This window comes from Henriciella mobilis, assembly GCF_003576285.1.
GTDB lineage: Bacteria > Pseudomonadota > Alphaproteobacteria > Caulobacterales > Hyphomonadaceae > Henriciella > Henriciella mobilis.
The window spans coordinates 82,122-107,093 of sequence record NZ_QWFX01000012.1; the positions used below are offsets into that span (position 1 = coordinate 82,122).

At 60.9% G+C, this 24,972-nt stretch carries 26 protein-coding genes and 2 tRNA genes; 6 read left to right on the forward strand and 22 right to left on the reverse strand.

Going from position 1 to position 24,972, the window contains the following annotated elements; translation table 11 throughout:
• Positions 1–22: 22 nt before the first annotated feature.
• The 4 genes from D1223_RS10280 to D1223_RS10295 are packed head-to-tail and all read right to left on the reverse strand — an operon-like array spanning position 23 to position 3,085.
• On the reverse strand, positions 23–208 hold the full coding sequence (locus tag D1223_RS10280) for a DNA gyrase inhibitor YacG (RefSeq protein ID WP_119376344.1): 186 nt from the start codon (positions 206–208) through the stop codon (positions 23–25).
• A complete protein-coding gene (locus D1223_RS10285; protein WP_119376345.1) occupies positions 205–1,260 on the reverse strand; it encodes a ribonuclease E/G in 1,056 nt (351 codons plus the stop codon). The genes D1223_RS10280 and D1223_RS10285 overlap by 4 nt, the downstream gene beginning before the upstream one ends.
• The gene (locus tag D1223_RS10290) at positions 1,257–1,973 is read right to left on the reverse strand and encodes an RlmE family RNA methyltransferase (RefSeq protein WP_119376346.1); all 717 of its coding nucleotides are present in this window, start codon (positions 1,971–1,973) and stop codon (positions 1,257–1,259) included. Before D1223_RS10290 ends, D1223_RS10285 begins: the two co-directional genes overlap by 4 nt.
• Complete coding sequence (locus D1223_RS10295; RefSeq protein WP_119376347.1) at positions 1,970–3,085, reverse strand: Ppx/GppA phosphatase family protein; 1,116 nt, start codon at positions 3,083–3,085, stop codon at positions 1,970–1,972. Before D1223_RS10295 ends, D1223_RS10290 begins: the two co-directional genes overlap by 4 nt.
• Before the next feature lie 207 nt (positions 3,086–3,292).
• Between D1223_RS10295 and hspQ the strand changes: the two genes are divergently transcribed.
• Positions 3,293–3,619 carry a heat shock protein HspQ gene (gene hspQ, locus D1223_RS10300; protein ID WP_407646975.1) on the forward strand — a complete coding sequence of 109 codons (327 nt, stop codon included), beginning with the start codon at positions 3,293–3,295 and terminating at the stop codon, positions 3,617–3,619.
• 9 nt (positions 3,620–3,628) lie between these two features.
• On the opposite strand, the gene maiA is transcribed toward hspQ, so the two are convergent.
• Together maiA and D1223_RS10310 are read right to left on the reverse strand one after the other, a co-directional pair.
• Entirely contained in the window at positions 3,629–4,276 is a 648-nt protein-coding gene (gene maiA, locus D1223_RS10305; protein WP_119376349.1) for a maleylacetoacetate isomerase, read from the reverse strand.
• A complete protein-coding gene (locus tag D1223_RS10310; RefSeq protein WP_119376350.1) occupies positions 4,273–5,280 on the reverse strand; it encodes a fumarylacetoacetate hydrolase family protein in 1,008 nt (335 codons plus the stop codon). The genes maiA and D1223_RS10310 overlap by 4 nt, the downstream gene beginning before the upstream one ends.
• A gap of 88 nt (positions 5,281–5,368) precedes the next feature.
• On the opposite strand from D1223_RS10310, the gene phhA reads away from it, so the two are divergent.
• Positions 5,369–6,241 (forward strand): phenylalanine 4-monooxygenase, encoded by an 873-nt coding sequence (phhA, locus tag D1223_RS10315; RefSeq protein WP_119376379.1) that lies wholly within the window; start codon positions 5,369–5,371, stop codon positions 6,239–6,241.
• A gap of 3 nt (positions 6,242–6,244) precedes the next feature.
• Here the strand turns inward: phhA and D1223_RS10320 are convergent, their stop codons facing one another.
• Genes D1223_RS10320 through D1223_RS10340 form a run of 5 tightly spaced genes read right to left on the reverse strand, consistent with a single transcriptional unit; the run spans position 6,245 to position 12,177 of the window.
• Positions 6,245–7,567, reverse strand: coding sequence for an N-succinylarginine dihydrolase (locus D1223_RS10320; protein WP_119376351.1), 1,323 nt, complete (start codon positions 7,565–7,567; stop codon positions 6,245–6,247).
• A 22-nt stretch (positions 7,568–7,589) separates the two neighbouring features.
• A complete protein-coding gene (locus tag D1223_RS10325; protein ID WP_119376352.1) occupies positions 7,590–8,432 on the reverse strand; it encodes a class I SAM-dependent methyltransferase in 843 nt (280 codons plus the stop codon).
• Complete coding sequence (gene astD / locus D1223_RS10330) at positions 8,429–9,883, reverse strand: succinylglutamate-semialdehyde dehydrogenase (RefSeq protein ID WP_119376353.1); 1,455 nt, start codon at positions 9,881–9,883, stop codon at positions 8,429–8,431. The genes D1223_RS10325 and astD overlap by 4 nt, the downstream gene beginning before the upstream one ends.
• 3 nt (positions 9,884–9,886) lie before the next feature.
• On the reverse strand, positions 9,887–10,909 hold the full coding sequence (locus tag D1223_RS10335) for an arginine N-succinyltransferase (protein ID WP_119376354.1): 1,023 nt from the start codon (positions 10,907–10,909) through the stop codon (positions 9,887–9,889).
• A complete protein-coding gene (locus D1223_RS10340) occupies positions 10,906–12,177 on the reverse strand; it encodes a hydrolase (RefSeq protein WP_233353122.1) in 1,272 nt (423 codons plus the stop codon). The genes D1223_RS10335 and D1223_RS10340 overlap by 4 nt, the downstream gene beginning before the upstream one ends.
• A 121-nt stretch (positions 12,178–12,298) precedes the next feature.
• On the opposite strand from D1223_RS10340, the gene D1223_RS10345 reads away from it, so the two are divergent.
• Positions 12,299–13,063 carry a DUF481 domain-containing protein gene (locus D1223_RS10345; protein WP_119376356.1) on the forward strand — a complete coding sequence of 255 codons (765 nt, stop codon included), beginning with the start codon at positions 12,299–12,301 and terminating at the stop codon, positions 13,061–13,063.
• Here D1223_RS10345 and D1223_RS10350 read toward each other — a convergent pair.
• The 10 genes from D1223_RS10350 to D1223_RS10395 form a co-directional block, all read right to left on the reverse strand.
• Positions 13,060–14,349, reverse strand: a complete 1,290-nt coding sequence (locus tag D1223_RS10350) for a cystathionine gamma-synthase family protein (RefSeq protein ID WP_119376357.1) — start codon at positions 14,347–14,349, stop codon at positions 13,060–13,062. The genes D1223_RS10345 and D1223_RS10350 overlap by 4 nt on opposite strands.
• 138 nt (positions 14,350–14,487) lie before the next feature.
• Entirely contained in the window at positions 14,488–15,879 is a 1,392-nt protein-coding gene (locus D1223_RS10355) for a tetratricopeptide repeat protein (RefSeq protein ID WP_119376358.1), read from the reverse strand.
• A gap of 193 nt (positions 15,880–16,072) precedes the next feature.
• Positions 16,073–16,699, reverse strand: a complete 627-nt coding sequence (locus tag D1223_RS10360; protein ID WP_119376359.1) for a TonB family protein — start codon at positions 16,697–16,699, stop codon at positions 16,073–16,075.
• A 315-nt stretch (positions 16,700–17,014) separates the two neighbouring features.
• Entirely contained in the window at positions 17,015–17,641 is a 627-nt protein-coding gene (locus tag D1223_RS10365) for an energy transducer TonB (protein ID WP_119376360.1), read from the reverse strand.
• 12 nt (positions 17,642–17,653) lie between these two features.
• A complete protein-coding gene (locus D1223_RS10370; protein ID WP_119376361.1) occupies positions 17,654–18,070 on the reverse strand; it encodes an ExbD/TolR family protein in 417 nt (138 codons plus the stop codon).
• Between the two features lie 9 nt (positions 18,071–18,079).
• Positions 18,080–18,487 (reverse strand): ExbD/TolR family protein, encoded by a 408-nt coding sequence (locus D1223_RS10375; RefSeq protein ID WP_119376362.1) that lies wholly within the window; start codon positions 18,485–18,487, stop codon positions 18,080–18,082.
• Positions 18,487–19,002, reverse strand: coding sequence for a MotA/TolQ/ExbB proton channel family protein (locus D1223_RS10380; protein WP_119376363.1), 516 nt, complete (start codon positions 19,000–19,002; stop codon positions 18,487–18,489). The genes D1223_RS10375 and D1223_RS10380 overlap by 1 nt, the downstream gene beginning before the upstream one ends.
• A 30-nt stretch (positions 19,003–19,032) precedes the next feature.
• Positions 19,033–20,433 (reverse strand): MotA/TolQ/ExbB proton channel family protein, encoded by a 1,401-nt coding sequence (locus tag D1223_RS10385; RefSeq protein WP_119376364.1) that lies wholly within the window; start codon positions 20,431–20,433, stop codon positions 19,033–19,035.
• A gap of 26 nt (positions 20,434–20,459) precedes the next feature.
• Positions 20,460–21,242, reverse strand: a complete 783-nt coding sequence (locus tag D1223_RS10390) for a DUF3450 domain-containing protein (protein ID WP_119376365.1) — start codon at positions 21,240–21,242, stop codon at positions 20,460–20,462.
• 456 nt (positions 21,243–21,698) lie between these two features.
• Positions 21,699–21,773, reverse strand: a tRNA-Gln gene (locus D1223_RS10395).
• 147 nt (positions 21,774–21,920) lie between these two features.
• On the opposite strand from D1223_RS10395, the gene D1223_RS10400 reads away from it, so the two are divergent.
• The 3 genes from D1223_RS10400 to D1223_RS10410 all read left to right on the forward strand — a co-directional run bounded on the left by D1223_RS10400 (position 21,921) and on the right by D1223_RS10410 (position 24,398).
• Positions 21,921–21,997: transfer RNA gene (locus tag D1223_RS10400), tRNA-Pro, on the forward strand.
• A gap of 180 nt (positions 21,998–22,177) precedes the next feature.
• Complete coding sequence (sppA, locus tag D1223_RS10405; protein ID WP_119376366.1) at positions 22,178–23,956, forward strand: signal peptide peptidase SppA; 1,779 nt, start codon at positions 22,178–22,180, stop codon at positions 23,954–23,956.
• 97 nt (positions 23,957–24,053) lie between these two features.
• Complete coding sequence (locus D1223_RS10410; protein WP_119376367.1) at positions 24,054–24,398, forward strand: chorismate mutase; 345 nt, start codon at positions 24,054–24,056, stop codon at positions 24,396–24,398.
• Here D1223_RS10410 and D1223_RS10415 read toward each other — a convergent pair.
• Positions 24,347–24,733 carry an Hpt domain-containing protein gene (locus tag D1223_RS10415; RefSeq protein WP_119376368.1) on the reverse strand — a complete coding sequence of 129 codons (387 nt, stop codon included), beginning with the start codon at positions 24,731–24,733 and terminating at the stop codon, positions 24,347–24,349. The two genes, D1223_RS10410 and D1223_RS10415, sit on opposite strands and share 52 nt — an antisense overlap.
• Positions 24,734–24,972: the final 239 nt, after the last annotated feature.

The window sequence follows — 24,972 nt, forward strand, 5'->3', positions numbered from 1 at the left end:
GTTTGCGGATGGAGGCGCAGGCCTATTCGTCGCGCTCTTCCTTGTAGCTTGGCGCTTCATCGGCCTGGTCGGCCGGGCGCCCCGGAATGGCGTAGGAACCCTTCAGCCAGCGCGAAAGATCCACATCCGCGCAGCGCTTCGAGCAGAACGGCCGGAAGGCCGGATCGGCGGGTTGCTTCTCGCAAACGGGACATTTGGCCTTGCTCATGCGCGCCTCACAACAGATTGCTCGCCTGTACCGCTGGCAATCGAAACCCTGCCGGAACAGGCCGAGTTCAGGATCGCGTCGCAGTCATTCCGGCGCGCGTTATAGGCCTTGAGGGCGCGGGGCGACAGGGTCAGTCTGAAAAAAGCGGTGCGATCGGCCGCGGCCTGCCGGGCGGCGTCGCGGAAGAGATCGAGCAATTCGGTGTCGGCAGTTTTTTGCCCCGTCTCGTCCAGCAGCCGGTCCTCGATGGGCGATGCGCCCCAGGCGATCTTGGCTTCGAGCAAGCCGAAGCGGGATGGTTTCAGCGCCTCGACCTTGCGCGCGGATACAGACTGGAAGGCCGCCAGGAAAGCATCGCGCAGCTGGGTGCGAGCCTCGGCGGTCAGCGGGGCAAGGCAGTCGATGACCAGCAGGCCGCCCCAGTCCCGGAGGGCGACCTGGCGGGCGGCCGTCTCGACCGCTTCCTTGTTGATGCTGAGCGCCCGGGCCGCCGCGCTGCCCTTGCGGTTGCGCCCGGCGCTGTCGATGTCGATGGCAATCAGGGCGGCGGTCCGGTCCAGCCGGATCAGCCCGCCGCGCGCAAGGCCGACGGCCGGCGCAAGCGCCTCGTCAAAGGCTGCCTCGATCGCGTCGAGATCTTCGGCGTCGGCAGCGGTTTCGGGCTCGGGCGGCTGGCCGGGCAACTCGTCCAGCCAGGCCGTGAACGCGTCGAAGGCGGGCGTGGGGTCCTGTTTGGAGAAGGCTCCTCTTGCAAGCTTGCCATGGCGGGCTTCGGCGCGGATTTCCAGGGTTGTTTCAGCGCCTTCGCTCAGCCCTTTCGGCACGTCACCGCGCACAAAAATGCGCTCGCCGCTAGCTGTTTCGAAAAAGGCGCCGCCATCCTTGACATCACTCTGGCGCAGCCGCGCGCTGACAATTTCCCCGGCCCGCACCGGCTGCCCATCGCCGGACCAGCGCTGCAGGAAAAGCCGGACCGCCTGCCCGGCCTCGTCGAATGCGGCGGCGCGTATTTCGCCGGGTGCCTCATTCAGGACGATGCGGGAAATGCTCATTCCGGTTTGCCGCGAAAACCCTGCGCGACCACAAACAGCTCCGGCGATCCGGCCCGGCTGGCGGGCGGTTTGACGTGTTTCACCGTCCGAAACATCTGCTTGAGCTGGTTCATCATGTCGGGCGTTGCCCCGCCCTGGAAGACCTTCGAACAGAAATTGCCGCCGGGCGCGAGATGCTCCCCAGCAAACCAGAGCGCCATCTCGGCCAGGGCCGCGGTGCGAAGGCTGTCAGTCTGTTTGTGGCCGGTCGTATTGGCGGCCATGTCGGACAGGACAAGATCTGGCGGGCCCGAGAGTCCTTCCATCATCGCAGCGACATCGTCGGGATCGTTGATGTCGCCCTGGACAATGTGGGCACCTGGAATGGGGTCGACCGGCAGGAGGTCGATCCCGACAATTTCCTTCACCCCGCGGCGCAGACAGACCTGCAGCCAGCCGCCGGGCGCAGAGCCAAGATCAACTACGCGCGTCGCGCCTTTCAGCACGCCGGTCTTCTCGTCGATCTCGATCAGCTTGTAGGCAGCCCGCGCGCGAAAATCATCGGCCTTGGCCCGCTGGACATAAGGGTCCGAAAGCTGACGCTCGATCCAGCGCTTAGAGCTTTCATCCTTGGCATTGTAAGCGATGATCTTGCGCTCGCCCATGCGCCGGCCGGACGAACCCTTGTCATTCTTGGGGGGGCCTTTCCAGCGGCGTTTTCCCTCATCGCTCATCCGTCAGCCTCCATCCGATTGTCGCCTGCCGGTTTCGGCTTTCGGCTCCGGCCACCGCGACTGCGCCGGCGTTTCTTGGGTCCGCGCATCATCGACAACAGAAGCCCTTCGCGAAGTCCCCGGTCAGCGACGCGCATCCGGGACGTCGGCGCCAGTTCCCAGACGGCTTCCATAAGAGCACACCCGGCGACCATGAGCCCAGCGCGCTCTTCTCCGATAGTCGGATATTCAGCGCGCCTTTCCGGCCCGGCCTGGATCAGTTCGTGCATCGTCTCCTGACAGCCTTCCCACTCCATCCACTTGCCGTCTACCAAGTCGCGGCGATAGCGCGCCAGACCGAAATGGACACCGGCGACGCAGGTCACTGTACCCGATGTTCCGACGATGTGGGACGCCTTGTCGGCCAGCGCCTCACGAACACCATGCTTTGCGGCCCACGGCTCAATGTATTCGGCCAGCAACTCCCGCATTTTCGGATAGGCTTCAGCTTCGCCAAGGTCACCAAACCGCTCCGTAAGCGTGACGACCCCATAGGGAATGCTGGTCCACGCCTTGATCGGCGGGCGTTTCAGCATGCCGTTCAGGCCGCCTTCGCGTGCCTTCGCCGCATCGACGAGCGAAAGCTCGGTCGAGCCGCCGCCAATATCGAGGACCAGGATATGGGATGCGTCCGGGTCAATCAGGTTATGGCAGCCGATCAAGGCCAGCCTCGCCTCTTCCTGCGCACCGATGATCTTGAAGGTCAGTCCAGTCCTTTCACGGATTTCGCGGATAAAGTCCGGCCCGTTCGTGGCCTTGCGACAGGCTTCGGTGGCGATGCAGCGAATCCGGCCGACCCGTTTTGCCTTGAGCTTCCGCGAGATTGTCTCAAGCGCATCGAAGGCGCGGTTCATCGCGACATCCGAGAGCTGGCCGCTCTGGGCTAGACCTTCGCCAAGCCTCGCAATCTGGGAATGCGAATCGACCACGTTGAAGCCATCGCGCGATGGCGCGGCGATCAGAAGTCGGCAATTATTCGTGCCGAGGTCCACCGCCGCATAAAGCGGTGGCCCCTGCTTGTTGCGCGGCGGGCGGCCATTCGACCGCGGCCTGCGCGATTTTTTTTCAGCCATGTGCGGCCCAAATCTTGTCGGTTGCCGAAAGGTTTATCACATTGGGCGTTAATGAGCCATGGACAGGGCATAGGAAAGCGGATCGCCGCACTGTTTCGCCGCAACAAGGCAGGCCATGAGGAATCTCATCAGCCAGCCGAGCCTGCGAGCGATGAGCCATTGCGTGCGGAAGCCCCCCACGAGGACGAGGATGTCCTCCACAATGCGATTGACCACCGGCGCGCCAAATTCCAGATCGGCCAGGTTGTCCAGCACCGGATCTTCGACTTTCGCGGCGTCATTTTCGACGTTGACCCGGTCTTTGCCAACACCGATGAGTGGTATGAGGCCATCCCCGAGGACATGCGTCCCTCGAAGGACCAGCCTTACTATCATCTCTTCGCCGAGAACGACAAAACCCACTATGTCGCCTATGTCTCGGAGGGCAATCTTGTCCCCGATGACAGCGATGACCCGGTCACGCACCCGGACATTCCGCATTTCTTCGAACGCACGCCGGAAGGCTATGCGCTGAAGACCATGCATTCCAACTGACAGAAGCGGTCAGCCGGGCTTGACCACATCGGGCGAGGCCCGCCTGAAAGCGTCGATCTCGCTACACTTTGCATCGACCTCCACCAGGCGTGGAAACGCGCCCAGAGGCGTGTCAAAACGGCGGGCATTGTACATTTGCGGCACCAGACAGACCTCCGCCAGCGTGGGCCTGTCACCGAAAAGAAAGGGCTTGGCAGGTGCACTCGCGGCCTGCGCCTCAAGCGCCGTGAATCCCCGGATAATCCAGTCCTGATACCAGGCAGAAACCGTTTCGGCATCGGCTGAGAACTCCGTCCGCAGCTTGGTGAGCACAGCCAGATTGTTCAGCGGATGGATGTCGCAGGCAATCAGGTCCGCAAATGCCCGGACCTGGAGGCGCGCCCACGGATCGGCTGGCAGCAGCGGCGGCTCTGGATGAGTTTCATCGAGCCATTCGAGGATCGCCATGGACTGGCTCGCAATCTTCCCGTTCACATCGATCGAGGGCACGCGCATCTGCGGATTCACTGCCTTGTAGGCCTCCGCGAACTGCTCATCGGCGCCCGGCGCAATGTTGACCGTTTCCGATGTGTACGCGACCCCTTTCAGATTGAAGGCGATTCGCAGGCGGTAAGCCGCCGACGAGCGCCAGAAATCGTATAGTTTCAGCGCGCTCATGCCTTCACGACGTCCTGCTCGATTGCACCGAACACCGTATGCCCGGACTTGTCCTTCACCTCGATGCGGATCGTGTCTCCCACCTGCATGAAGCCGGTTTTCGGCTCGCCGTCGCGGATCGTCTCGATCATGCGGATTTCGGCAATGCAGGAGTAGCCAAGCCCGCCATCGGCGACCGGCTTGCCTGCCCCGCCATCCGGGTCCCGGTTGGAGATGGTGCCCGAGCCGATGATCGAGCCGGCGCCCAGCGGACGCGTCTTCGCCGCATGGGCAACGAGCGTGCCGAAATCGAAAGTCATGTCGACATCGCATTCGGGCTTGCCGAAGGGTTTGCCGTTATAGGTTGAGAGCATGGGCAGGTGCAGCTTTCCGCCAGACCAGGTATCGCCCAATTCGTCTGGCGTGACGGCAACCGGCGAAAAGGCGCTGGAGGGTTTGGACTGGAAGAAACCGAAGCCTTTGGCCAGCTCTCCCGGGATCAGGCCGCGCAGGCTGACATCATTACAGATCAGGATGAGCCTGATCTGGTCGAGAGCGGCGTCGCGGTTCGCGCCCATAGGCACATCCCCAGTAATGACGCAGACCTCGGCTTCGAAATCCAGCCCCCAGGCCGGATCGCCGAGCGGGATCGAATCGCGCGGCCCGAGGAAACTGTCAGAGCCACCCTGATACATCAGTGGGTCGGAATAGAAGCTCTCTGGCACTTCGGCGCCGCGCGCCTTTCTCACCAGTTCGACGTGATTGATATAGGCCGAGCCATCGGCCCACTGATAGGCCCGCGGCAGCGGCGAGGCGCAGTCATGCTCGTGGAAGCGCTCACTCGGCACAGACCCGACCTCAAGCTCCTCGGCCAGCTGGGCGAGTTTCGGCGCTGTCAGGTCCCACGTATCGAGCGCCGCCTGCAGAGTCGGCGCAACATGGCCTGCATCGGTGTAGCGGGTAAGGTCTTTCGAGACGACGACGAGCCGTCCATCACGGCCCTGTTTCAGACTGGCAAGTTTCATGGGGTGCGCGTCCTTTTCTCTGATGTTTTCCGCCACGCTGCGAGCGGCTTCTCATTTCATTCAGCGCGTTTTGCGTTATATTAGTTTCATGAGCAACCATTTCGAAAAACCCGATCATGCCCGCGCGGACTGGACGATTGATCAGGACTGGTCTCGTTATACCGATGAAGAACATGCCGTCTGGGACCTGCTTTACAAGCGGCAGATGGAAGTATTGCCCGGACGGGCTGCACCGGAGTTCCTCGACGGGCTGAAGGCGCTTGATCTTGGTCGAGGCGGCATTCCGGATTTCGAGGTTATATCAGACGAGCTGGAAGCGCTGACGGGCTGGCGCGTCGTCGCGGTGCCCGGCCTTGTTCCTGATGACGTCTTTTTCGACCATCTCGCCAATCGCCGGTTTCCGGCCGGGCAGTTCATCCGCAAACGGAATGAGCTGGACTATCTTCAGGAACCTGACGTCTTCCACGATGTCTTCGGCCACGTGCCGATGCTGACCAATCCGGTGTTCGCCGACTATATGGAAGCATACGGCAAGGGCGGTCTTCGCAGCCTGAACTACGCGGCCCTGAAGAATCTGGCCGCCCTGTACTGGTATACGGTCGAATTCGGACTCATCCGTACCGATGAGGGCCTTCGCATCTATGGCGCGGGCATCGTCTCGTCGAAGACCGAAAGCATTTTTGCGCTCGAAGACCCGTCTCCCAACCGGATCGGTTTCGACCTCGAGCGCCTGATGCGCACCGACTACCGGATCGATGATTTCCAGCAGACCTATTTTGTCATCGATTCCTATGACCAGCTTTTCCGCGCCACGGTCGATACTGACTTTGCGCCCATCTATGAGCGCCTGCAGGGCAAATTTGCCCATGGACCTGAGGATGTGCTGGACCGCGACGAGGTGATCACGCGCGGCACGCAGGCCTATGCAAAAGCCGGCGGGCGATTTGCAGACGCGAGCTAGTTCCTAGACCAGTCCAGTCAGACCCAGCGCTTCAAGCAGCGCCTCACGGGCGATCTGGCACTCGCTGGCGAATTGTGGATCGGCCAGATCAGCCGGCGCAACCCGGTCGCGATAGGTTCGCCGTACAATATCCTGCAAGGCGTCGATCCTGTCGTCGTCGAGGAACACGCCCTGATGGGCCGCCGCGATCTCTTCATCGGTCATCACGACCCGAAGGCGCAGGCAGGCCGGACCACCGCCATTGCGCATGGACTGGCGCACATCGACGTACTGCACGCGCCCGATCGGCCCATTTCCCGACACCATCCGCTCACAGAATGTCCGTGTGCTGTTCGTCTCCTGCGTCTCAATCGGTGCGAGCAGGACAAGCCTGTCTTCACCTGGCCATTGCAGGAGCTGGGAGTTGAAGAGGTAGGACCGGATCGCATCGCCAATTGGCACCTCGGCCTCAGCCACCATCACAGGCTTCAGCTCGAACAATCCATCCGCCGCCTTGCGGATCTGAGTTAACGTGCCCGTCGTGTCTTCAAAGGCAAGCTCATGGAAGAACAACGTATCAAGCGCGCCCACGCAGACGACATCATTGTGGAAAGCGCCAGCATCGATGGCAGCCCTGGCCTGCCGCGACAGAACCGTCCGGTTGTCCTTCAGCCGGTGCGCTCGGGCAATGCTCTCGCTTGCGAGCTTTGTCTGGCGCGCCGGAAAGCCGATCAGGCTTTCGCCCGCCTCGCGGCCAAAGACAAACAGCTCGACACCCGGCCCACCATGCTCAGCACACAGACGGACATGATTGGCCGCCCCCTCATCGGCAAAGTCCGCATGACAAGGCAGGGCACCGTGGACGGCAAATCGCGACTCGTCCTCGAAGATCGCCGCGAGGCTTGCGGTTGTATCGGGATGCTCTGTCGAGCGGTGCAGCATGGTCGAAAGGTTCGCGGCGGTCAGATGCAAGCGTCCGTCGGCCGCATCGGCAGATGGCGAAACCGTCGCTGCGTTCGCCGCCCACATCGAGCTGGCGCTGTAAGCCGCCTTCAGCAGCTGCGGCGCTGTCTTTGCCGCTTTCTCGATAATATCGGCATCCGACCCGCCAAAGCCGGCCGAGACGAGCAGGTCGAAATTCGGTCGCGGCAAGGGCGGAAGGATCGCCTGGGTCAGCCCGGCCTTCACCAGCAACCGCATTTTCTCCAGACCTTGCAGCGCAGCTTCGCGGGGATTGGAGACATCGCCCGCATTCGACGCACTCGCTAGATTGCCTTCGGACATGCCCCCATAGTTGTGGCTTGGGCCGATCAGGCCATCAAAATTGACTTCGCGTGCTTTGCTCATGCGATCGCTTTCTCAATCCGTTCTAGGCTTGTGCGGTGACAATCCAGACGGCGGCATCCAGTCTGACATGGCCGTCAGTATCCGCTTTCGCCGCCAGTGCCGAGCGCACGACTTGGAACACCTTGTCGGAATCGAGCTCCTTCTCGGCGATCAGTCTGGCGGCCGGTCCCATCCGGACCGCAAAGGCAGCGGCCTCGTCCACCGTATCGCCCGGCAGCCGCATCTTCCCGGTCCAGGATGCGGCCGTGGCATCTTTCCACCCAGCACCACTCAGCAGGCCCACTGTGCGATCAGCATCCTCGAATGCGAATGGCCCGGGCGCACCCGGCTCAGGCCGGGTTGGCGCTTCATCGGTCAGCGACAGCGCAGCCTTGAGCGGCTCGACTGCCCAGTCATTCCTGGAAAGGGGCTGCCAGCAGACGAAGGCCAGCCGCCCATCTGGAGCTATCTGTGCCCGCAAATTGGCAAAGGCGGCCTGAGGGTCAGCAAAGAACATCACGCCGAAGCGGGAGATGAGCCGGTCGAACTTGCCGTCCGCCTGCCAGACCGAAGCGTCGGCCTGGATGAATTCGGCATCGCTGCGGCCTTCGGCGCGTTTGCGGGCGAGCGCGAGCATCGGCCCTGATACGTCGACACCCGTTACATGCCCGGCGCCAGCTGCGAGCGCGGCCCGGCTGAGTGCCCCGGAGCCGCATCCAACATCGAGGACACGCTGCCCCGAGGCAATCTGCGCCGCACTGAGGACGATGTCGATGTAAGGCGACAGCATCGCATCGAGACGGTCAGCCTGAGCGGCCCAGTTCTCACCGGCTTTGCCATTCCAGTATTCGATCTGGTCGGCATTGCTGGCGTTCTGTCGCGTCATTTCGGAAATCCTTTTGCTTCCAGCCGCTCGGCCTTGTCGGAGACCTGGCTTGCCTGCGGCCAGGCACAATAATCGGCGGCATAGTAGGCGCCGGGCCTTGAGTTGCCCGACAGGCCCGGACCGCCAAATGGCATATTGCCCGCCGCGCCCACGGTCGGCCGGTTCCGGTTCAGGATGCCCGCACGCATTTCGTTGTGCACCTTCAACCAGAGCGCATCATCATCACTCACAAGGCCGCCCGAGAGGCCGAACCGGGTGTCATTGGCCATGGCCAGCGCGGTGTCGAAATCCTTCACGCGGGTGACCTGGACCAGCGGTCCGAACAGCTCTTCATCCGGAATGCTTGAGGCATCAGTGACATCAATGACACCAGCGGTAACGAAGCCCCCGCCGCGGTCCATCCGCTTGAGCCGGCGCAACGGCTTGCCGCCAGCCTTGGACAGCATGGTCTGGAAATCGACAGCCGCCTCAGCCGCCTTTTCGGAGACGAGCGGCCCCATGAAGACATCGTCTTCATTCCATGCCCCGATCTTGAGACCGCGGGCCCGCTCGACCAGCGCATCGATCACTTTTCCACCGAAACCATTGTCCGGCACGAAGATGCGGCGCGCGCAGGTGCAGCGCTGGCCTGTCGTCAGATAGGCAGACTGGGCGGCAATGTCGGCAGCGGCATCGACATCTGCCGGATCCCAGACAATCAGCGGATTGTTCCCGCCCATTTCGAGCGCGAGGATGACATCTGGCCGGCCCGCAAAGTGACGGTGAAAGGCTGTTCCGGTTCCGGCGGAGCCGGTAAAGAGCAGCCCGTTGATATCCGCTTCGAGCAGCGCTGCCCCGGTATGGCGCCCACCATGGACAACGTTCACGACGCCGGGCGGCAGACCAGCAGCCTCGAAACATTCGACCATGATCTCGGCAACGGCCGGCGCCAACTCAGAGGGTTTGAATACGCAGGTATTGCCCGCCAGAAGCGCCGGGACGATGTGCCCATTGGGAAGGTGGCCCGGAAAGTTGAACGGGCCGAAGACAGCCATCACGCCATGCGGACGATGGGTCAGGTGCGCTGAGCCGAACGCCGTGTCGCCGGATTTGCCGCCAGCGCGCTCAACCTGCGCCTGGATGGACACCGCGATCTTGCCTTTCATCGCTGCCGCCTCGCCGAGCGAATCCCATTTCACCTTCCCCATATCGCGGCTGATCGCTTCGGATATTCGTTCCGCCCGCGCGCCGATCTCCTCAGCATACGCTTCGAGGATCCGGGTCCGGTCATGCTGTGGCATGTGGCGCCAGGACTTGCCGGCCTCACGGGCATTCTCGACGGCCTGATTGACCTGCGCCGCGCTCGCCGCCTGGCCTTCCCAGCTTGTGTCTCCCGTGGCCGGGCAGGTCTTCTCGAACCAGTCCCCGTCGCCTGCGGCCCATTTTCCTGCGATGTAGGCGCCCTTCGCCATCGATCAGCTCCTCAACCAGATTCTTGCCGTGTCACCCGGTGACAGTTTCAGGCGGTCGAGCACATCCGGCGACGTCACGAAGACGGCGCCATCGCGTAGCTCGCCATCCGCCATGGTGACGCGGATGTCGGAGGCCTTGTCGTTCGATACAAGCCCGCTTGCAGTATTGGCCTCACCGACCTGCAGGGTCACAAGGCGGCTTTCCCGGATCGTCCGAATAAGGCTGCGCGGTGCCGCTACCAGCGGACCGCCATCGAAAATATCGACCGTGCGCTCGAACCGGAAGCCTTCCCATTCAAGCAGTTTAAGCGCACCCACGCCATCTGCATGGACCCGGCCGATCACCTCACGCGCTTCTGGCGGCAGGAGATCCACATAAATCGGGTATTTCGGCATCAGGTCGAGGATGAACTGGTTGTCCGTGGTCGCCGACAGGATGTCTGCTTCGGTGAATTCCATGCGGAAGAAGTGCGCGCCCATCGCGTCCCAGAACGGGGTCCGTCCCTCTGGATCGACGACGCCGCGAAGCTCGGCCAGAACCATATCGCCAAAGCGCTCTGGCCCAGCAGCCATGAGCAGGTAGCGGGACTGCGCCAGCAGCCGCCCTGCCCCACCGCCCCGATGGGCCTTGCGCAGGAAAAGCGTACCGACTTCGGTGTAGCCGACGAACTCGTTCGTCAACACCAGCGCGTCCATGTCAAAGCGCCGGTCAGCGGCCTGACTCGCCTGGGCTATTGTGATCACGCGATAATTGAAGAAAGGCTGGTCGATGCCGACGCCTGCCTTGACGGCACTGCAGCCGCCAACCTCGCCGGTCTCGTGATCGACCATCATCATGAGGTACTTGCCGTATTGTGGCTGCGGAAGCTTGCCGGCAAAAGCCTTCTCTGACTTTTCAAGCCGTTCGCGGATGATCGGCTCGTGCACGGGCAAGCTGGTAAAACCGGGGCCTGACTCCTCGGCCAATTGCATCAGAATGTCGAAATCGTCCAGCCGCGCCGGACGCATGACATAGGACGAACTCATTCCATCAGAGCCTTGATTTTTCTGGCGTCAATACGCCCATCCGCCAGGCGGTTCAGCAACAGCCCTGAAAGGCTTGCACGCTGGACGAAGCTCGACATGACGACATATTCCTCATTTGAATGGATGCGCCCGCCCATGACGCCCAGCGTATCCACATTGGGAACACCTGCTGCGAAGATGTTGTTTCCCTCACAGACGCCGCCCGTGTCGACGAATTCCAGCGCAAGGTCAATCGCGCGACCGGTTTCGGCAACGGCCGTGAAGAGCGCCTGCTGTGCCTCGTTGCGCGGCTTTGGCGGGCGGTAGAAACCGCCATGCAGGTGACCTGAAATCCCGTCGCGCGCCTTGGCCTCGCGGAAGATGCGCTCGACTTCCCAGGTCGCCCACTGCGCTGCGTCGGCGTCCGGTGCGCGGGCCCCGAACCGGACGATGGCGAGATCGGGCACGATGTTGACCGGCCCGCCACCCTCGATCGCCCCCACATTGAACGACACGCCTTCGCGGCGATTGTTCAGCGCTTCGAGATCGACGACCATGTGCGCGGCCGCCTCGATGGCGCTGCGCCCTTCCTCTTTCGCCCGGCCCGCATGTGAGGAGCGGCCATGCAGAACCACATCAAACACGGCCGAGCCTTTGCGCCCACCAGACATGGCGCCCGTTTCCATGCACGGCTCATAGGTCATCCCGATCATCGCACCGGACTGGGCGGCCTGTTTCAGGACAGGCGCGCTGGCGAAATTGCCGATCTCCTCGTCAGGGGAGATAACGATCTGATAGCCCAGCTTGTCCTTGAGCGGCCCTGCCTCGAACGCTTCCAGCGCGCCGAGCATGATCGAGAGACCACCTTTCATGTCAGCGAGGCCCGGCCCGTTCAGCCGACCGTCACCGAGATCCTTGATGTCGGTGAAAGTCCCCTCGGGAAAGACCGTATCATAATGCCCGCTCATGATAACCTGGACCGGCGCATCCGGACGCGATGAAACGCGGATGATCGGCCCGGTCTCGAAATCCTCGGCCTCGCCCTTGGCGTTCACTTTCTCAAAAGGCTGCGAGGCATCCAGCTTGATTTCGGCATCGAGCGCGGAAAAGGCATCGGCAAGCTTCGGCGCTAGCGCATCGAGCCCGGCGCGATTCCAGCTTCCTGTGTTAATCCGCGCCCAGTCCAGTGTTCGCGACTGCATGCGTTCTTCGGCATCAGCGATCCGCTCGCAGATGGCCTCGTCTTCAGAGGTCTTGAGTGTCAGGTCTGCCATGTCTCTTGGTTTCATGGGAATTGTGTTCCTGCAAGCCCGCCTCACGAGTTTGACGCACCTATTTTCAGAGCCATGTACCATATCGACTCGAACGTTCCGTTTTGCCATGAGGGCCGGGACATTCAGGAGATTTGAAATGATGATTCGCAGCACAGCGACCCTCGCACTGTGCCTTTCGGGTAGCGCCCTGGTTGCGTCGGCCCAGGATGGCTGGTCCGGTGAAGGCTCTTTCAGCGCCGGTTATACCACAGGCAACACCGAAACCACCGACCTTGGCCTCGCCGTAAAGCTCGACCGCGAAGCCGGCTTGTGGACCTATTCGGCGGAGGCGGCGGCCGATTATGGCGAGACCGACGAAGTCGAAACGAAGAATCGCTGGTTTCTCGCCGGCGAGATCGACCGCCAGCTGGGCGACCGTCTGTTCGGCTTTGTCCGCTCCTCCTATGAAAGCGACGAGTTTTCCGGTTTCGATTCGCGTCTGTTCGTCGGCGGCGGTCTCGGCTACGAGATCCTGGACGGCGAGAAGACGACCTGGTCTGTCCAAGGCGGCCCGGGCCTGAAAATCGATGAAGTGAAGGAAACCACCGTCACTGTGAAGGGCACGCCAGTCACGACGCCGGCGTCGACCGAAGAATCCTTCTCGCTCGTCGGCGGCTCGGAATTCAGGCACCAGTTCAACGATTCAGTGCGCTTTTCCAACGATACCGATATCCTCTACGCTGAGGAGTCAACGCAGATCGGCAACGTCTCGGCGCTGACCGCATCGCTGACGAATACGCTGTCGGCCCGCTTTTCCTTTGAGGTTCGCCACGACACGAACCCGCCGCCCGGTTTCGAGGCGACGGACACCGTAACGCGTGCATCGGTCGTCTACACCTTCGGGAAGCAGAAAGACGGCTAGACCTTTTCAAGGGCCTGTTCGAGATCGACGAGCAGGTCCTCAGCTGCCTCGATGCCGACAGAGAACCGGATAAGGCCATCGGTGAAACCGATCCGCTTGCGGATCTCCTCGTCAACACCTGAATGGGTTGTCGAGCCGGGATGGCACATCAGGCTTTCCGTGCCGCCCAGAGACACCGCGAGCTTGATGAGCTGGAGGTTGTCGAGCATCCGGAAGGCGGCGTCCTTTCCGCCCTTCACATCGAACGAGAAGGTCGAGCCGGCAGCCTCACACTGCTCGTCATAGACCTTGCGCTGGGGGTCGTCCGCTTCGAGAAAGGCCGGATACATGACCTTTCCGATCTTCGGATGGTCGCGCAGGAATTCCGCGCAGATCCTTGCATTGTCGAAGGCCTTCTCCATCCGGAGACGAACCGTTTCCAGCGACCGCGTCACCAGCCAGCAGGTATGGGCGTCAAGCGTTGTACCGAGATAGTTACGCACACGGCGGATCTTGGCGATGACATCTTCATTGCCAATGGCCGCCCCTGCCACGAGGTCAGAATGACCACCGATGTATTTTGTGAGCGAATACAGCGCGAGGTCTGCCCCATGCTTGAGCGGCACATGACCGATCGGCCCCATCATCGTATTGTCGCACATGATGATCGGGCGATGGCCGGTCTCCTTCTCGATCGTATCGGCAACGCGCGCACAGGCTTCGATGTCGACCAGGGCACAGGTGGGATTGGCCGGCGACTCGGTGAAGATGACGCTGAGCGGGCCGGACTTCGCGGCTTCGCGCGCCTTTGCCAGGATTTGCTCTTCGGTCGCCCAGGCATCCATTTCGAACGGGGTAACACCGAAGTCGGGCATGAAAGTCCGCATGAACACTTCCGTGCCGCCATAAAGCGGGCTGGAGTGCAGGATGCTCGTCCCTGCACCGGCGCAGGCCAACAGTGCTGTCGTGATCGCGCCCATGCCGGACGAGAAGACAAGCGCGTGGTCGCCCGCATCATAGAGCGTCAACCGGTCTTCAAGCACCTCCATGTTGGGGTTGTTGAAACGGGTGTAGATCAGGTCCGCCTCTTCAGGATCGCCCTCCTCCTGCTTGCCAGCAAGGCGCCTGAAGAGCGCCTCTCCATCGCGGGCGGATTTGAAGACGAAGGTCGAGGTCATGAAGATTGGCGGCTTGATCGACCCTTCCGACATGGCCGGGTCGAACCCGTACCCCATGACGAGGGATTCCGGCTTGAGGACGTGATCGCCAATCTTGCGCTTTCGATAGGGCTTGCTCGGCTTGCTCATGTCAGGATCCTTCTTTTAATTGGTTTCAAATGAAACCATTTGCGCGAGCGAAGCAACCTTGTGCCGCTTGCCGTGCATGAAAAAACCCCGGCCAAGCGACCGGGGTTCCTTCGAATTGAATACTTCTTGAAGGGTTGCCTAGCTGTTGCCAAGCGCCTTGACGGCTTCCTGAGCGTCTTTCAGGCGCTGCTCCACCGTGTTGCAGGCTTCCGGCAGGCCTTCGTCGCCAAGAACCGAAAGTCGATCACAACGCTCTTTCTCGTTCTTGGTATCCTGTACGAGGCTCTCGGCCTCGAACCGCACAAGCGCTGCTTCCGTGCGCTCCTCGGAATCCATGAACTGGAGCCAGCCGCGGCCGCCACGATTATTGGCATTGCGGAAAGCCTCGCGGGCGCCATCACGGTCGCCGCGCTCATAGCGGGATTGGCCGATCAGGACCCAGACCAGGCCACGATCCTTCACACCGCCAGCGTTCAGTGCCTTGACCATGGCATCTTCGGTCTTCTCCCAGTTCTGGAGCTCGGCATAGGAGCGGCCAAGACGCTCATACATGGCGCCGCTGTCGTTCATGCGGGCCGCTTCCTCGATGACCGGGATCGCCTTGTCGAATTCGCGGGCCACCTGATAGAGGTTCGCCAGTAGCTCCATCCGGTCATAAGTCTTGGAAATACGTCCGGCGTTCATCTCTTTCTCGAGAACGCGAGCGGCGTGATATGGCACGTTGAACCGGTTATAGAAGTTCACGACGCGCATCAGCTCGTCTTCCTTCTGCAGGATACCACCAAGATACATCGCCTTCTGGACCTCGAACGCCTTGCGCTCTTCATTGGCCTGGAAGTAGTCACCTGCAATCGCATCCCAGAGACGGCGCTCGTTGGGATTCTTGGCGAGCAGCTGTTCGAGCAGAGCGGCCTTCTTGGCGCGCTGACCGGTCGCATCATAGAGATAGATCAGGAAGTCATACACTTCGCGTTCCGCATTCGACCCGTCGATCTCGAAGACGCGCTCAGCCCATTTCAGGGACTCCTGATTATTGTCCAGCTTCTGGTTCATGACAGCCAGGCGCCACATGTCATCACGGTCCGGCGTGCCACCTGCATTCATCCAGCGCTTGGAATAATCGAGCGCGCGCTGAAGATCGTTCTGGCTGAGATAGATCTGGAAAATCTGGTAATAGGTTTTCGCCTTTTCGGCTTCCGGCACATAGCCTTGGTCGATGGCTGCCTGGAGGTCGCGAGCGGCGCCGGCATAATCATTCGCCTGGATCTTGATAGCAGCGCCAAGCTTCAGGACGGCGCCCTGCTCGTAACAGTTCAGTTCCATGCTGCGCAGCTTGTTGATGTGCTGCAGCGCTGCCTGCGGATTGTCGTTCTGGAGAAGCTCGGTTTCAGCCTTGAGGTAGACTTCGCCCGTCTTCGAGCTGAACTGAGTCTCTTCACAGGTCGCGTTCTGGGCCATCGCAGCCGATGCGCCGAAAACTGTCATCGCGCCGGCAAAGATCGCGCCTTTCAGGATTGGCCTAAGTCCCATGGTGTCTCACTCCTTTCGCCGTGACGGCGGATTGTTGGCTTGGGGAGATCGCACCGGACCTGCCCCACACTAAACTACGAATCCGCCGCGTCGTCGCTATTATTATTCACGGCGCGTCATCGCATGAAAAATCACTAATAAGATATGAGCGGTTGAGCGAGTGGCGTCAACGCTTTGCTCGCCCCGGACTGCATCAATCTTCGTTCAATTCAAATTCCAGCGGATACACGACATTCTGCCGTATTTGCGGGCGTCCATCGACGATTTCTGGCACGAACTGGACCTTGCGGATCGCGCGTTCGGCCTCACCCGAAAATCCGGCATGGGTGCATTCGGCTTCGACGTCGAAGGGACGGCCCATCGTGTCGAGGCTGAAGCGGACATCGCAGCGCCCTTCTATGCCGCGCTGCGCCATCTTCTGGGGGTAAACCACAACTGGGGGCGCCAGTGGCTCGGCCACCCGCTCACCAATGGCGACTGGCGTCACATTCAGGATATCGCCCAGATTGCCTGAGATGGTCATCGGCACCGCCCCGCCGAAGTTCACATCCGGCAGGCCGACATCGGCCGCGACACTCGCAATCGCCGGCATGGCAGGCGGAGGAACAATCCTTGTTTCCGTAGGCAAGTCAGGCTCAGGCCGCGGGGGCTCTGCCTCGACTGGCGGCATGATGAAGGGACTGAGTTCGGGCTGCGGGCTCGCAGGAGGTGGTGCGAAATCGTCCCGGATCATAGCGGTCATGAACGCGAACAAGCCCCAGACGATACCGGCCGCAAGCGGCAAACCGACGCCGGAGCGCATGAATAGGTGATGGAACATAGCACTCTCCCATATGTATTTATGTTATATCATTGCATTTTTCTTTCCGCGGCGTCAAGATCGTTTTCTAGCAAAGGGCGAAATTTGTCGCTTAAGCGGGGCGGAGTTGCTCGCGCAAAGGAAAGGCTCCGCAGCCCTTGAAGCTTTCTGTTGGCGCATTTTCGACTGTAAAGCGGAAGCTCATGCGGCCCGTCTTCAAGACCGCCCTGGCGACTGGGCAGATAGGTTCCACCCCTGCCCCATACCCGCTTACCGGCAAAAAAAATGGGCCCCGAAAGGGGGCCCATCTCTGATTTTCAATTGCCTGTTTCAGGATCAATCCTGCAGAGTGAACTCCAGCGGATACACCACGTTGCGGCGTTCGGCCGGCTGCCCCCGGACAATCTTCGGCGCAAATTCCACCCGGCTCACGGCACGTTCGGCTTCACGCTTGAAGATGCTGTCGGTGCAATCGGCTTGCACATTGTAAGGGCGGCCCCGCGTGTCCACGTCGAAGCGGACGTCGCATGACCCTTCAATACCGCGCTCGGCTGCGCGGGACGGATAGGTCGGAACCGGCGGACGGATCGGCTGCGCATCCCGGTCGGAAATAGCGACCGGATCGATCGCAAGCGAGTCGAGACGGTCGACGTTGAGTTCCGTCGGTGCCGCACCCTGGATGTTCGGCGTGGGCAGATCAATATCCGACCGCGACGCCGACATTTTTGGCGGTGGCGGCGGCTTGTCAGCCGAGTCGATCCGCTGGGCCTTGTTGCGGCTGCGGGTCCGGACTTCCGTATCTTCTTCAGACGGGGTGATCCGTTCCAGCACACGCTGCTCTTCAACTTCAGGCTGTTCATAGTCCTGATTGATCATGGAGTACATGAAGGTGAAGAGGGCATAGACAACGATCGCTGCAAGCGGGACGCCGATAACCAGCCGGATAATCGGATTGCTAAACATGGATCAGTCCTCCTATTCCTGCTCGACCGACACAGGAACAGCGGTCAGACCGTCTTCCTTGTTGATCGTCTCAAGCAGGGAGATAAGCACCCCCGCTTCCGAGTCCTTGTCCGCTTGCAGAACGAGTTTGCCCTTCGGGTTTTCCTCGCGCAGCTCACGGATGCGGAAACCGATTTCCTGCAGCGTCACCTGCTGCTTGTCGATGTAGATATCGCTGTTCTCATCAATCGCGATCAGGATGCCGAGCGGGTTCTGCTTGTCGAGATTATCAACTTCAGTCCGCTCGATTTCCACGCCCGGCTCTTTGATGAACTGGGCCGTCACGATGAAAAAGATCAGCAGGATAAAGACAACATCGAGCATCGGTGTGAGGTTTACATCATCCTCAGCAGAATTTTGTGAGGCGAGTTTGCGTTTTTTTCGTGCCATTACTGCCTCCTATTCCTGACTCTGGACGACGTTCACCCGTTCCATCTTCGCATTGTACGCCTCGTCACGGATCTTGATGATCGTGCCGGTGCGGGCGCGCGGATGGGCCTGGATGATCAGCGAGCTCTCCGGGTTTTCCGCCCGAAGCCGCTCCATGTTGGCGCGCACACCACTCAGGTCGGTGAAGCGGCCATTCACCGTGATCAGATTGTCGGCACCCACATAGACGAGGATCGCCTGGGTGTCCGGATCAGTCGGCGCGTTTGATGGCGGGGGCGGTGGCTCGAGGCCAAGCGCCCTCTCCTGGATAAAGGTCGACGTCACGATGAAGAAGATGAGGAGAATGAACACCACATCCAGCATCGGGGTGAGGTCGACACTCGCCTCTTCAGGCGCGTTGTGTTGGCGTCCTCGCATCAGCGAATCTCCATCTCGTCTTCGACTTTCTGGACCAGCCGGTTCACCTTGCTGTCCATGCCGGACGTGAAGATGATGCCCGAGATGGACGCCACCATGCCGGCCATGGTCGGGATTGTGGCGCGAGACACGCCGCCCGACATGGCTTTGGCGTCGGCACCGTCCGTGATGGCCATGACGTCGAACACCGTCACCATGCCTGTCACCGTGCCGAGCAGACCAAGTAGCGGCGCAAGCGCCACCATCGCCTTGGTCATGCTGACATTGGCTTCAGCCTTGGCGCGGACTTCCGATATAAGCTTGTCGCGAACCCAATGCGCCAGCACCGACTTGCGGTCAGACCGGGCATTCCATTCGGCAATCGCTTCATCGGCGACCGATTGGTGAGCGAAGCGGAAGTAGAACAGGCGCTCCAGAATCAGGGCCCACATGACGAATGTGGCAACCATGATGACCAGGAGAACGGGTCCGCCGCGCTCAAGAAAGGCCTGAAGATCATTCAGTCCTAGATCCATTGCAGCACCTCCCGAAGGAGGGAGCAGCGCTTAGGCTGCTCCCGTGTTGGACTCTGCACGCTCGGCAACGAGACCGGCAGCCTGCTCATCGAGGATCTGCTGGTTGCCGCGGGCGAGCGATGCAGCGACGGCGTGCAGGAGAAGCAGCGGGATTGCCGCCACCAGACCGAGCACCGTCGTCATGAGCGCGACCGAAATACCGCCGGCCATCAGCTTCGGATCGCCTGCACCGAAGTTGGTGATGGCGGTAAAGGTGATGATCATACCGATAACCGTACCGAGCAGGCCGAGCAGCGGCGCAACAGCCGCAAGAACCTTAACGATATCGTTGAAGCGCTCGATCTTCGGCGTTTCACGAAGAATCTGCTCGTCGAGCTTCAGCTCAAGCGATTCCAGGTCCTGGTTCTTGTTGTTCTCGTATTGCTCGAACACGCGGGCCAGCGGGTTGCCCGTACCGGCCTGGCGGGTCTTGGCGGTCTTGCGCATCGCGCTGCCCATCAGGAAGAGCGTGGCAATCTTGAAGATCGCGAACGCAGCACCGATCGCCAGCAGGACAAGGATCACGGCACCAACGACACCGCCCTGACCGATACGCTCGCCGATACCGGGCATTTCACCCTGAACGGCGAACAGGTCGCCCTTGGTCGGGTCGACCGGCGTGATCACGACGTCGCCTTCGGAAGCATTGATCAGCTTCTTCATGGCCGACTGGAAGTCACCGCTCGGCTGCGCCTTGAGAACGCGCAGATACGGTTCGTCAGTGTTGTCGGTGATGACTTCGACGAAGCGGGCGTCGTCCGTCGTCGCAGCGGTGAAGATACCGACGCGCATCAGCTCGGTGTTAACCACCTCGCCTTCCGGGCCTGCACCAGCCACATCTGCAGTGAAGGTCTTCACTTCGGACTGAGCAATCATTTCCCGAAGCATTGCCTTCGGCAGCGCGTCGAGATCCTCACGGGTCGGAAGCGAACGGGCTTCGGACACTTCGGCGAGCTTTTCGGCACGGCCGCTGTATTCGTAGTTCGACAGCGACTCGCGAATGATCGGCATGGTCTCGCCCGCAGCGCTGCGGAACTGACCGAGCAGTTCGCCGAAATCGCCAGCCTGGGTTTCCAGTTCAGCAGATAGCTGCGAGATCTGACGCTCATTCTGGTCGAATTCGGCAGACAGCTGGCGGCCGCGAGCTTCAGCGGCATTCAGGTCGGCACGGGCCTGCTGCATTTTCTGCTGCTGAGTGGCGGCGTCGGAGCGGAACTCCTGGAGACGACGCTGGTCCTCAGCCGACATTTGCTGGGAGTCCTGCTGGACGCGGCGGAGAATGTCGGACAGCGACACATCCTGTGCCACAGCGGGGGCGGTAATAGCCATTGCAGAGCCCATGACCAGCGCGGCTGCGCCGAAGGCCTGCAGAGATTTCTTGATCGGGTTCATTTCGATAATCCTCTGGAACTTGGCGCTTAGGGTGCGGTCACGGAAAGACGCGTTGCCGGAGCGTAGAGAACGCTCGGCGTCGTCGTGCCCTTGGCGACCTTGATGGCCTTAGCGATGTTTTCCTTGAAGCGGTTCTCGACCGGGACCCAGGCACCCTGGGCACGATCGTAACGCGCGGCGTAACGGCGATCCGGCGACAGATAGACGAGCGCGACGCGGCCGTAGAGGAACATATCGACCATGACGGGGCTGCCGTCGATGTCGATAACTTCCGGCCAGGTCTGGATCGTCCGGCCATATTCCATCTCAGACTTGTAGGCCTCGATGATCAGGCGGTACTGCTCGACGATCGGAACCTGCGGGTTTTCCATCGCCGCGCGCAGCGTATCGATGCGGTTCTGACGGTCTTCCAGCTTGAATGGCAGGTCGGCCGAAACGAACGCTTCGAGATCGGACACCATGTCGATCAGCATCGGCGTGGTCTGTGCGGTGATTTCATCGACGCGCTCAAGCTGGCCCTGGAGCGATTCCAGCTCACGGCGCTGGCTTTCGACGACTTTTTCCTGCTGGCGCGCGTAAAGCTGCGCTGCCTGGGTACGCTGAAGAAGCGTACGGAATTCGGCGACCATGTCGGAGCGTTGATCATCCAACTGGTTGATCCGCTCCTGTACCTGCTCAGCCTTGCGGGTTGCGTCTTCGCCGATATCGAGTGCCTGGCGCAGCTGGCTTTGTGCAACAGCTGGCATGGCCAGGCCGGCAACAAGCGCTGCCGCAATGGCACCCCGCGCCGGTGTCAGTACTTTCTTCATGAGGTTTGCCTCTTACTCTCCGAATGGTCGTGCCTTGGACAGCACGGTGAAACTCCAACGCGGCCATGCCCCCTGAAATGGCGAGCCGCTGCTCTCTCAGTCATGCCCGTCACACACAGGGCGTCAGTATGGAGGCTGGCGGAGTTTGTCACCCATCGCCTCCCTGATTTTACGGAATGCTCTATGGCACTCTCTTGTTTTTCCCGGCAGAGCCTGAAGGCCGCCGAGGCAGCCATCGCGCGGGACGCTAGCAGTAGCAACCTCGCTGATCAATGGTCGACCGGTAACAGTTTAAAAAGCTTACCGTTTTGATGTGCAAGCACAATGACGCATCACAGTTTGCGGCCCGAACGGTTCGATCAAGCCGCAGAGCGACCAAAATGCGGTCAGTCTGCAACCGCAACGAGCGGAACAGGCCCCGGGGCGAATGGCCCAAGATAAACTGAAACAGGAAGGTGGCTGGGGTGCCAGGATTCGAACCTGGGAATGTCGGTACCAAAAACCGATGCCTTACCACTTGGCGACACCCCAACTGCGAGGAAGGCCGGGACATACTCAATCCGCTTGCGGCTTGCAACTCCTGTTCTGCGTCAATCACAGTGCCGGTGCATCTGCACAAGATCGGTGGCTGACGCTTGTCAGGCTGGAGCCGCTGAGATATAGGCGCCCGCTCTGGCTCGGAACATAGCTCAGCCTGGTAGAGCACCGTCTTCGGGAGGCGGGGGTCGGAGGTTCGAATCCTCCTGTTCCGACCATTTCCATTTTTGCAGGATTGCTACAGGCACCTCCCCCTGGGCTCGCAGCGATTCCCATGTTTCTCCGATGCGTTGGCATTGTTGAGAATCATCGGTGCGGCTCACATCAGCCCTTTACTTTTATTCGATAAGGGTCATATCGTTTATTGATAAAAATTCCGGTTCGGAGGCCAAACGGTCGTGAAAACGTTCTTTACTGCGCTTGGCGGCGCGATTCTCGGCACCATACTCGGCGCTGTCCTGCTCTTCTTCATCGCGTCAATGGCGATCAGCGGGTTCATGCAGTCTGCCGGGTCCCAGCTATCGGGAGGCGAGAATCCCGAGACCATGGTGTTGACCCTCGACCTGCGCCAGGATCTCAGCGATCAGCCGCCGACCAGCGGCATCGCTGCCCTGTTCGGCCAGAAGGGATTCGTGAACGTCATCACCCGCCTCGATGCGGCCCGGACGGATGAGCGCGTAAAAGGCGTCTTCGTTCGCGCCAGCGAATTCTCCGTCGGGTCGTCGCGGGCCGAAGAGCTGCGCAACGCCATTCGGGGTCTGCGCGACGCCGGGAAGTTTGTTGTTGTCCATTCGCAAGGTACCTATGGCGGCGGCCCCTCTTCCCTGCGAGCCATTGCCGCGGCAGATGAAATCGTGATTCAGCCCGCCGGAGACTATCTCGGCGGCGGCGTGACATTCGAGACCATGTTTTTCAAGGACCTGCTGGACCGCCTCAGCGTGTCGGCAGAGATCGAGCAGTTCTACGAGTACAAGAACGCGCCGAATGTCTACAAGGAAACCGACTACACAGCCGCACACCGCGAAGCGATGACTGCGCTGGCCGAATCGATCTGGCAGACGTCGCTGGCCGACATCGCTCAGGACCGGCAGATGGATGTTTCCGATGTTGAAGCCGCCCTCACCTCTGGGCCGCTCAGCCCCGAGGCGCTCGTCGAGGCCGGACTTGCCGATTCGATCAACTGGCCGGAAGCTGTAAAGGAATCGCTGAAGGAACGCGCTGGCGAAGACGCTGAATTCGTAGACGTCCTGTCCTATCATCCCCCGTCTGCGCCGCTCGGCGCGCCCGCCATTGCAATTGTCGGCGGTGAAGGCCCGATCGTGACCGGCGGTGGCTCTGGCGACTTTTTCTCAAGTTCGGCCGAGTTCGCATCAGACACGATCGCTGCTGCCCTGCTCGAGGCGGGTCGCAACGAGCGCGTCAAGGCGATCGTCTTTCGTGTCGACAGCCCTGGCGGTTCGCCGACAGCTTCCGACCAGATCTGGAACGCCGTGAAGATGGTGCAGGAAATGGACAAGCCTGTCGTCGTTTCGATGGGCACGTACGCCGCTTCCGGTGGCTACTACGTCTCGACCGGCGCCGACTGGATCATCGCAAACAAGGGAACCCTGACCGGTTCGATCGGCATCTTTGGCGGCAAGCTGGCCATCGCAGACGGACTTCGCCAGATCGGCATCAACACGTCCGAAATCTCGGTTGGCGGTCCGTTTGCCGGCGCGATGACGACGATCGACACCTTCTCCGATACCGAACGGGAAATGCTGCATGCCTGGCTGAAACGTGGCTATGACCGCTTCACCAGCCTTGTCGCAGAAGGACGCGGCATGAGCGTCGAAAACGTCGACAAGATTGCCCGCGGACGGGTCTGGACAGGTGAGGATGCCCTGGAAGTCGGCCTGGTCGACCAGATCGGCGGCCTCGTCGATGCGATCTCGAAAGCCCGTGATCTCGCCGACATCCCTGCTGACGAGAAATCCCGCATCATGTTCTACCCTGTCCCGCAGGGCGGCATTCCGGGCTTTGGTCCGATGGCAGAAGCGTCCGCCGAGGACCTTGGCACGCTGGCTCGGGCAGCCGAAATCCTTGAGGATTCCCGCATCCAGGCCCTGATCGAGCGCGGCAGCATGCTGCAATCCTCACCCGTTCAGGCGCGCGGCCCACTGCTGATCGAGAAATAGGCCGAGAAGGCGGCTCTCCGCGACGAGCCGCCACACGCCTTGCCGGCGCAGGCTGGTCCATATAGGGCAGGCCTGCAGCAACCCTGGAAAGCCAATCATGACTGACGCGGTCGCGCCCGATACCCGACGCCACTCGGCCGAGACGGCAAAGACGATGGACGATGTCCGCTACGAGGTTGACCGCCTCGACCGGGCGCTGGTCGCTCTTCTTGTCGAGCGGCAGTCATTCATGGACGCCGCTGCGCGCATCAAGGGCGATCGCTCACGCATTCACGATCGTGAGCGGATCGAGGATGTCATTGCCAAAGTTGTCGAGGAAGCCGCACGCCAAGGCCTTTCCCCGTCCATCGCCGAACCCGTTTGGCGCAAACTGATCGATCGCTGCATCGCCTACGAGTTTGAAGCCTTCGACGCCCTCAAGCCCGGTCGCGACAGCGTGTGAACGGCGCGGCTGCACGCTTCGAGTGTCGCCGCGATTTCATCCTTTATGTCATTGAGCAGCAGGGCTGCGCCCGCCGCGCTTGGCGGCAAGTCCCGCCCGGCGGTCTCGGCGGCCTGGCAGCGCTCGGCAAGTTCATGAGCCCCGATACTCAATGCCGCACCCTTGAGCGTATGCGCGGCATCGGCCCATTGCGAGGCTGGCGCGGCCGGATTCAGCATGCGGGACCAGATGTCGACCTGTTGGCGGAAAATGTCGATCACCTCTTCAGCGAGATCGATATCTCCCCCCGTCATGGAGAGAAGGTGATCAATGTCGATTTCGCTCGCCGTGCTCATGGCTGCTTGTCCGTCCCTATCCCTGTCAGGGCATGTTTTTGCGGAAAACTCATTGCTCCGCCGTTAAAATACCGGCGAACGCGGAATTCTTCGCATTCAACGCAATTGCTTTCTTAACCGGTCAGGCGTATAAAACCTTATCGATTTTCAATAGGGGTCCGACCATGATTGCCCTTCTCGTAGCCCTGCGGGACTTTTTCATTGCCGTTCTTATCGGTTGGCTAGGTGTTTCGGCTGAG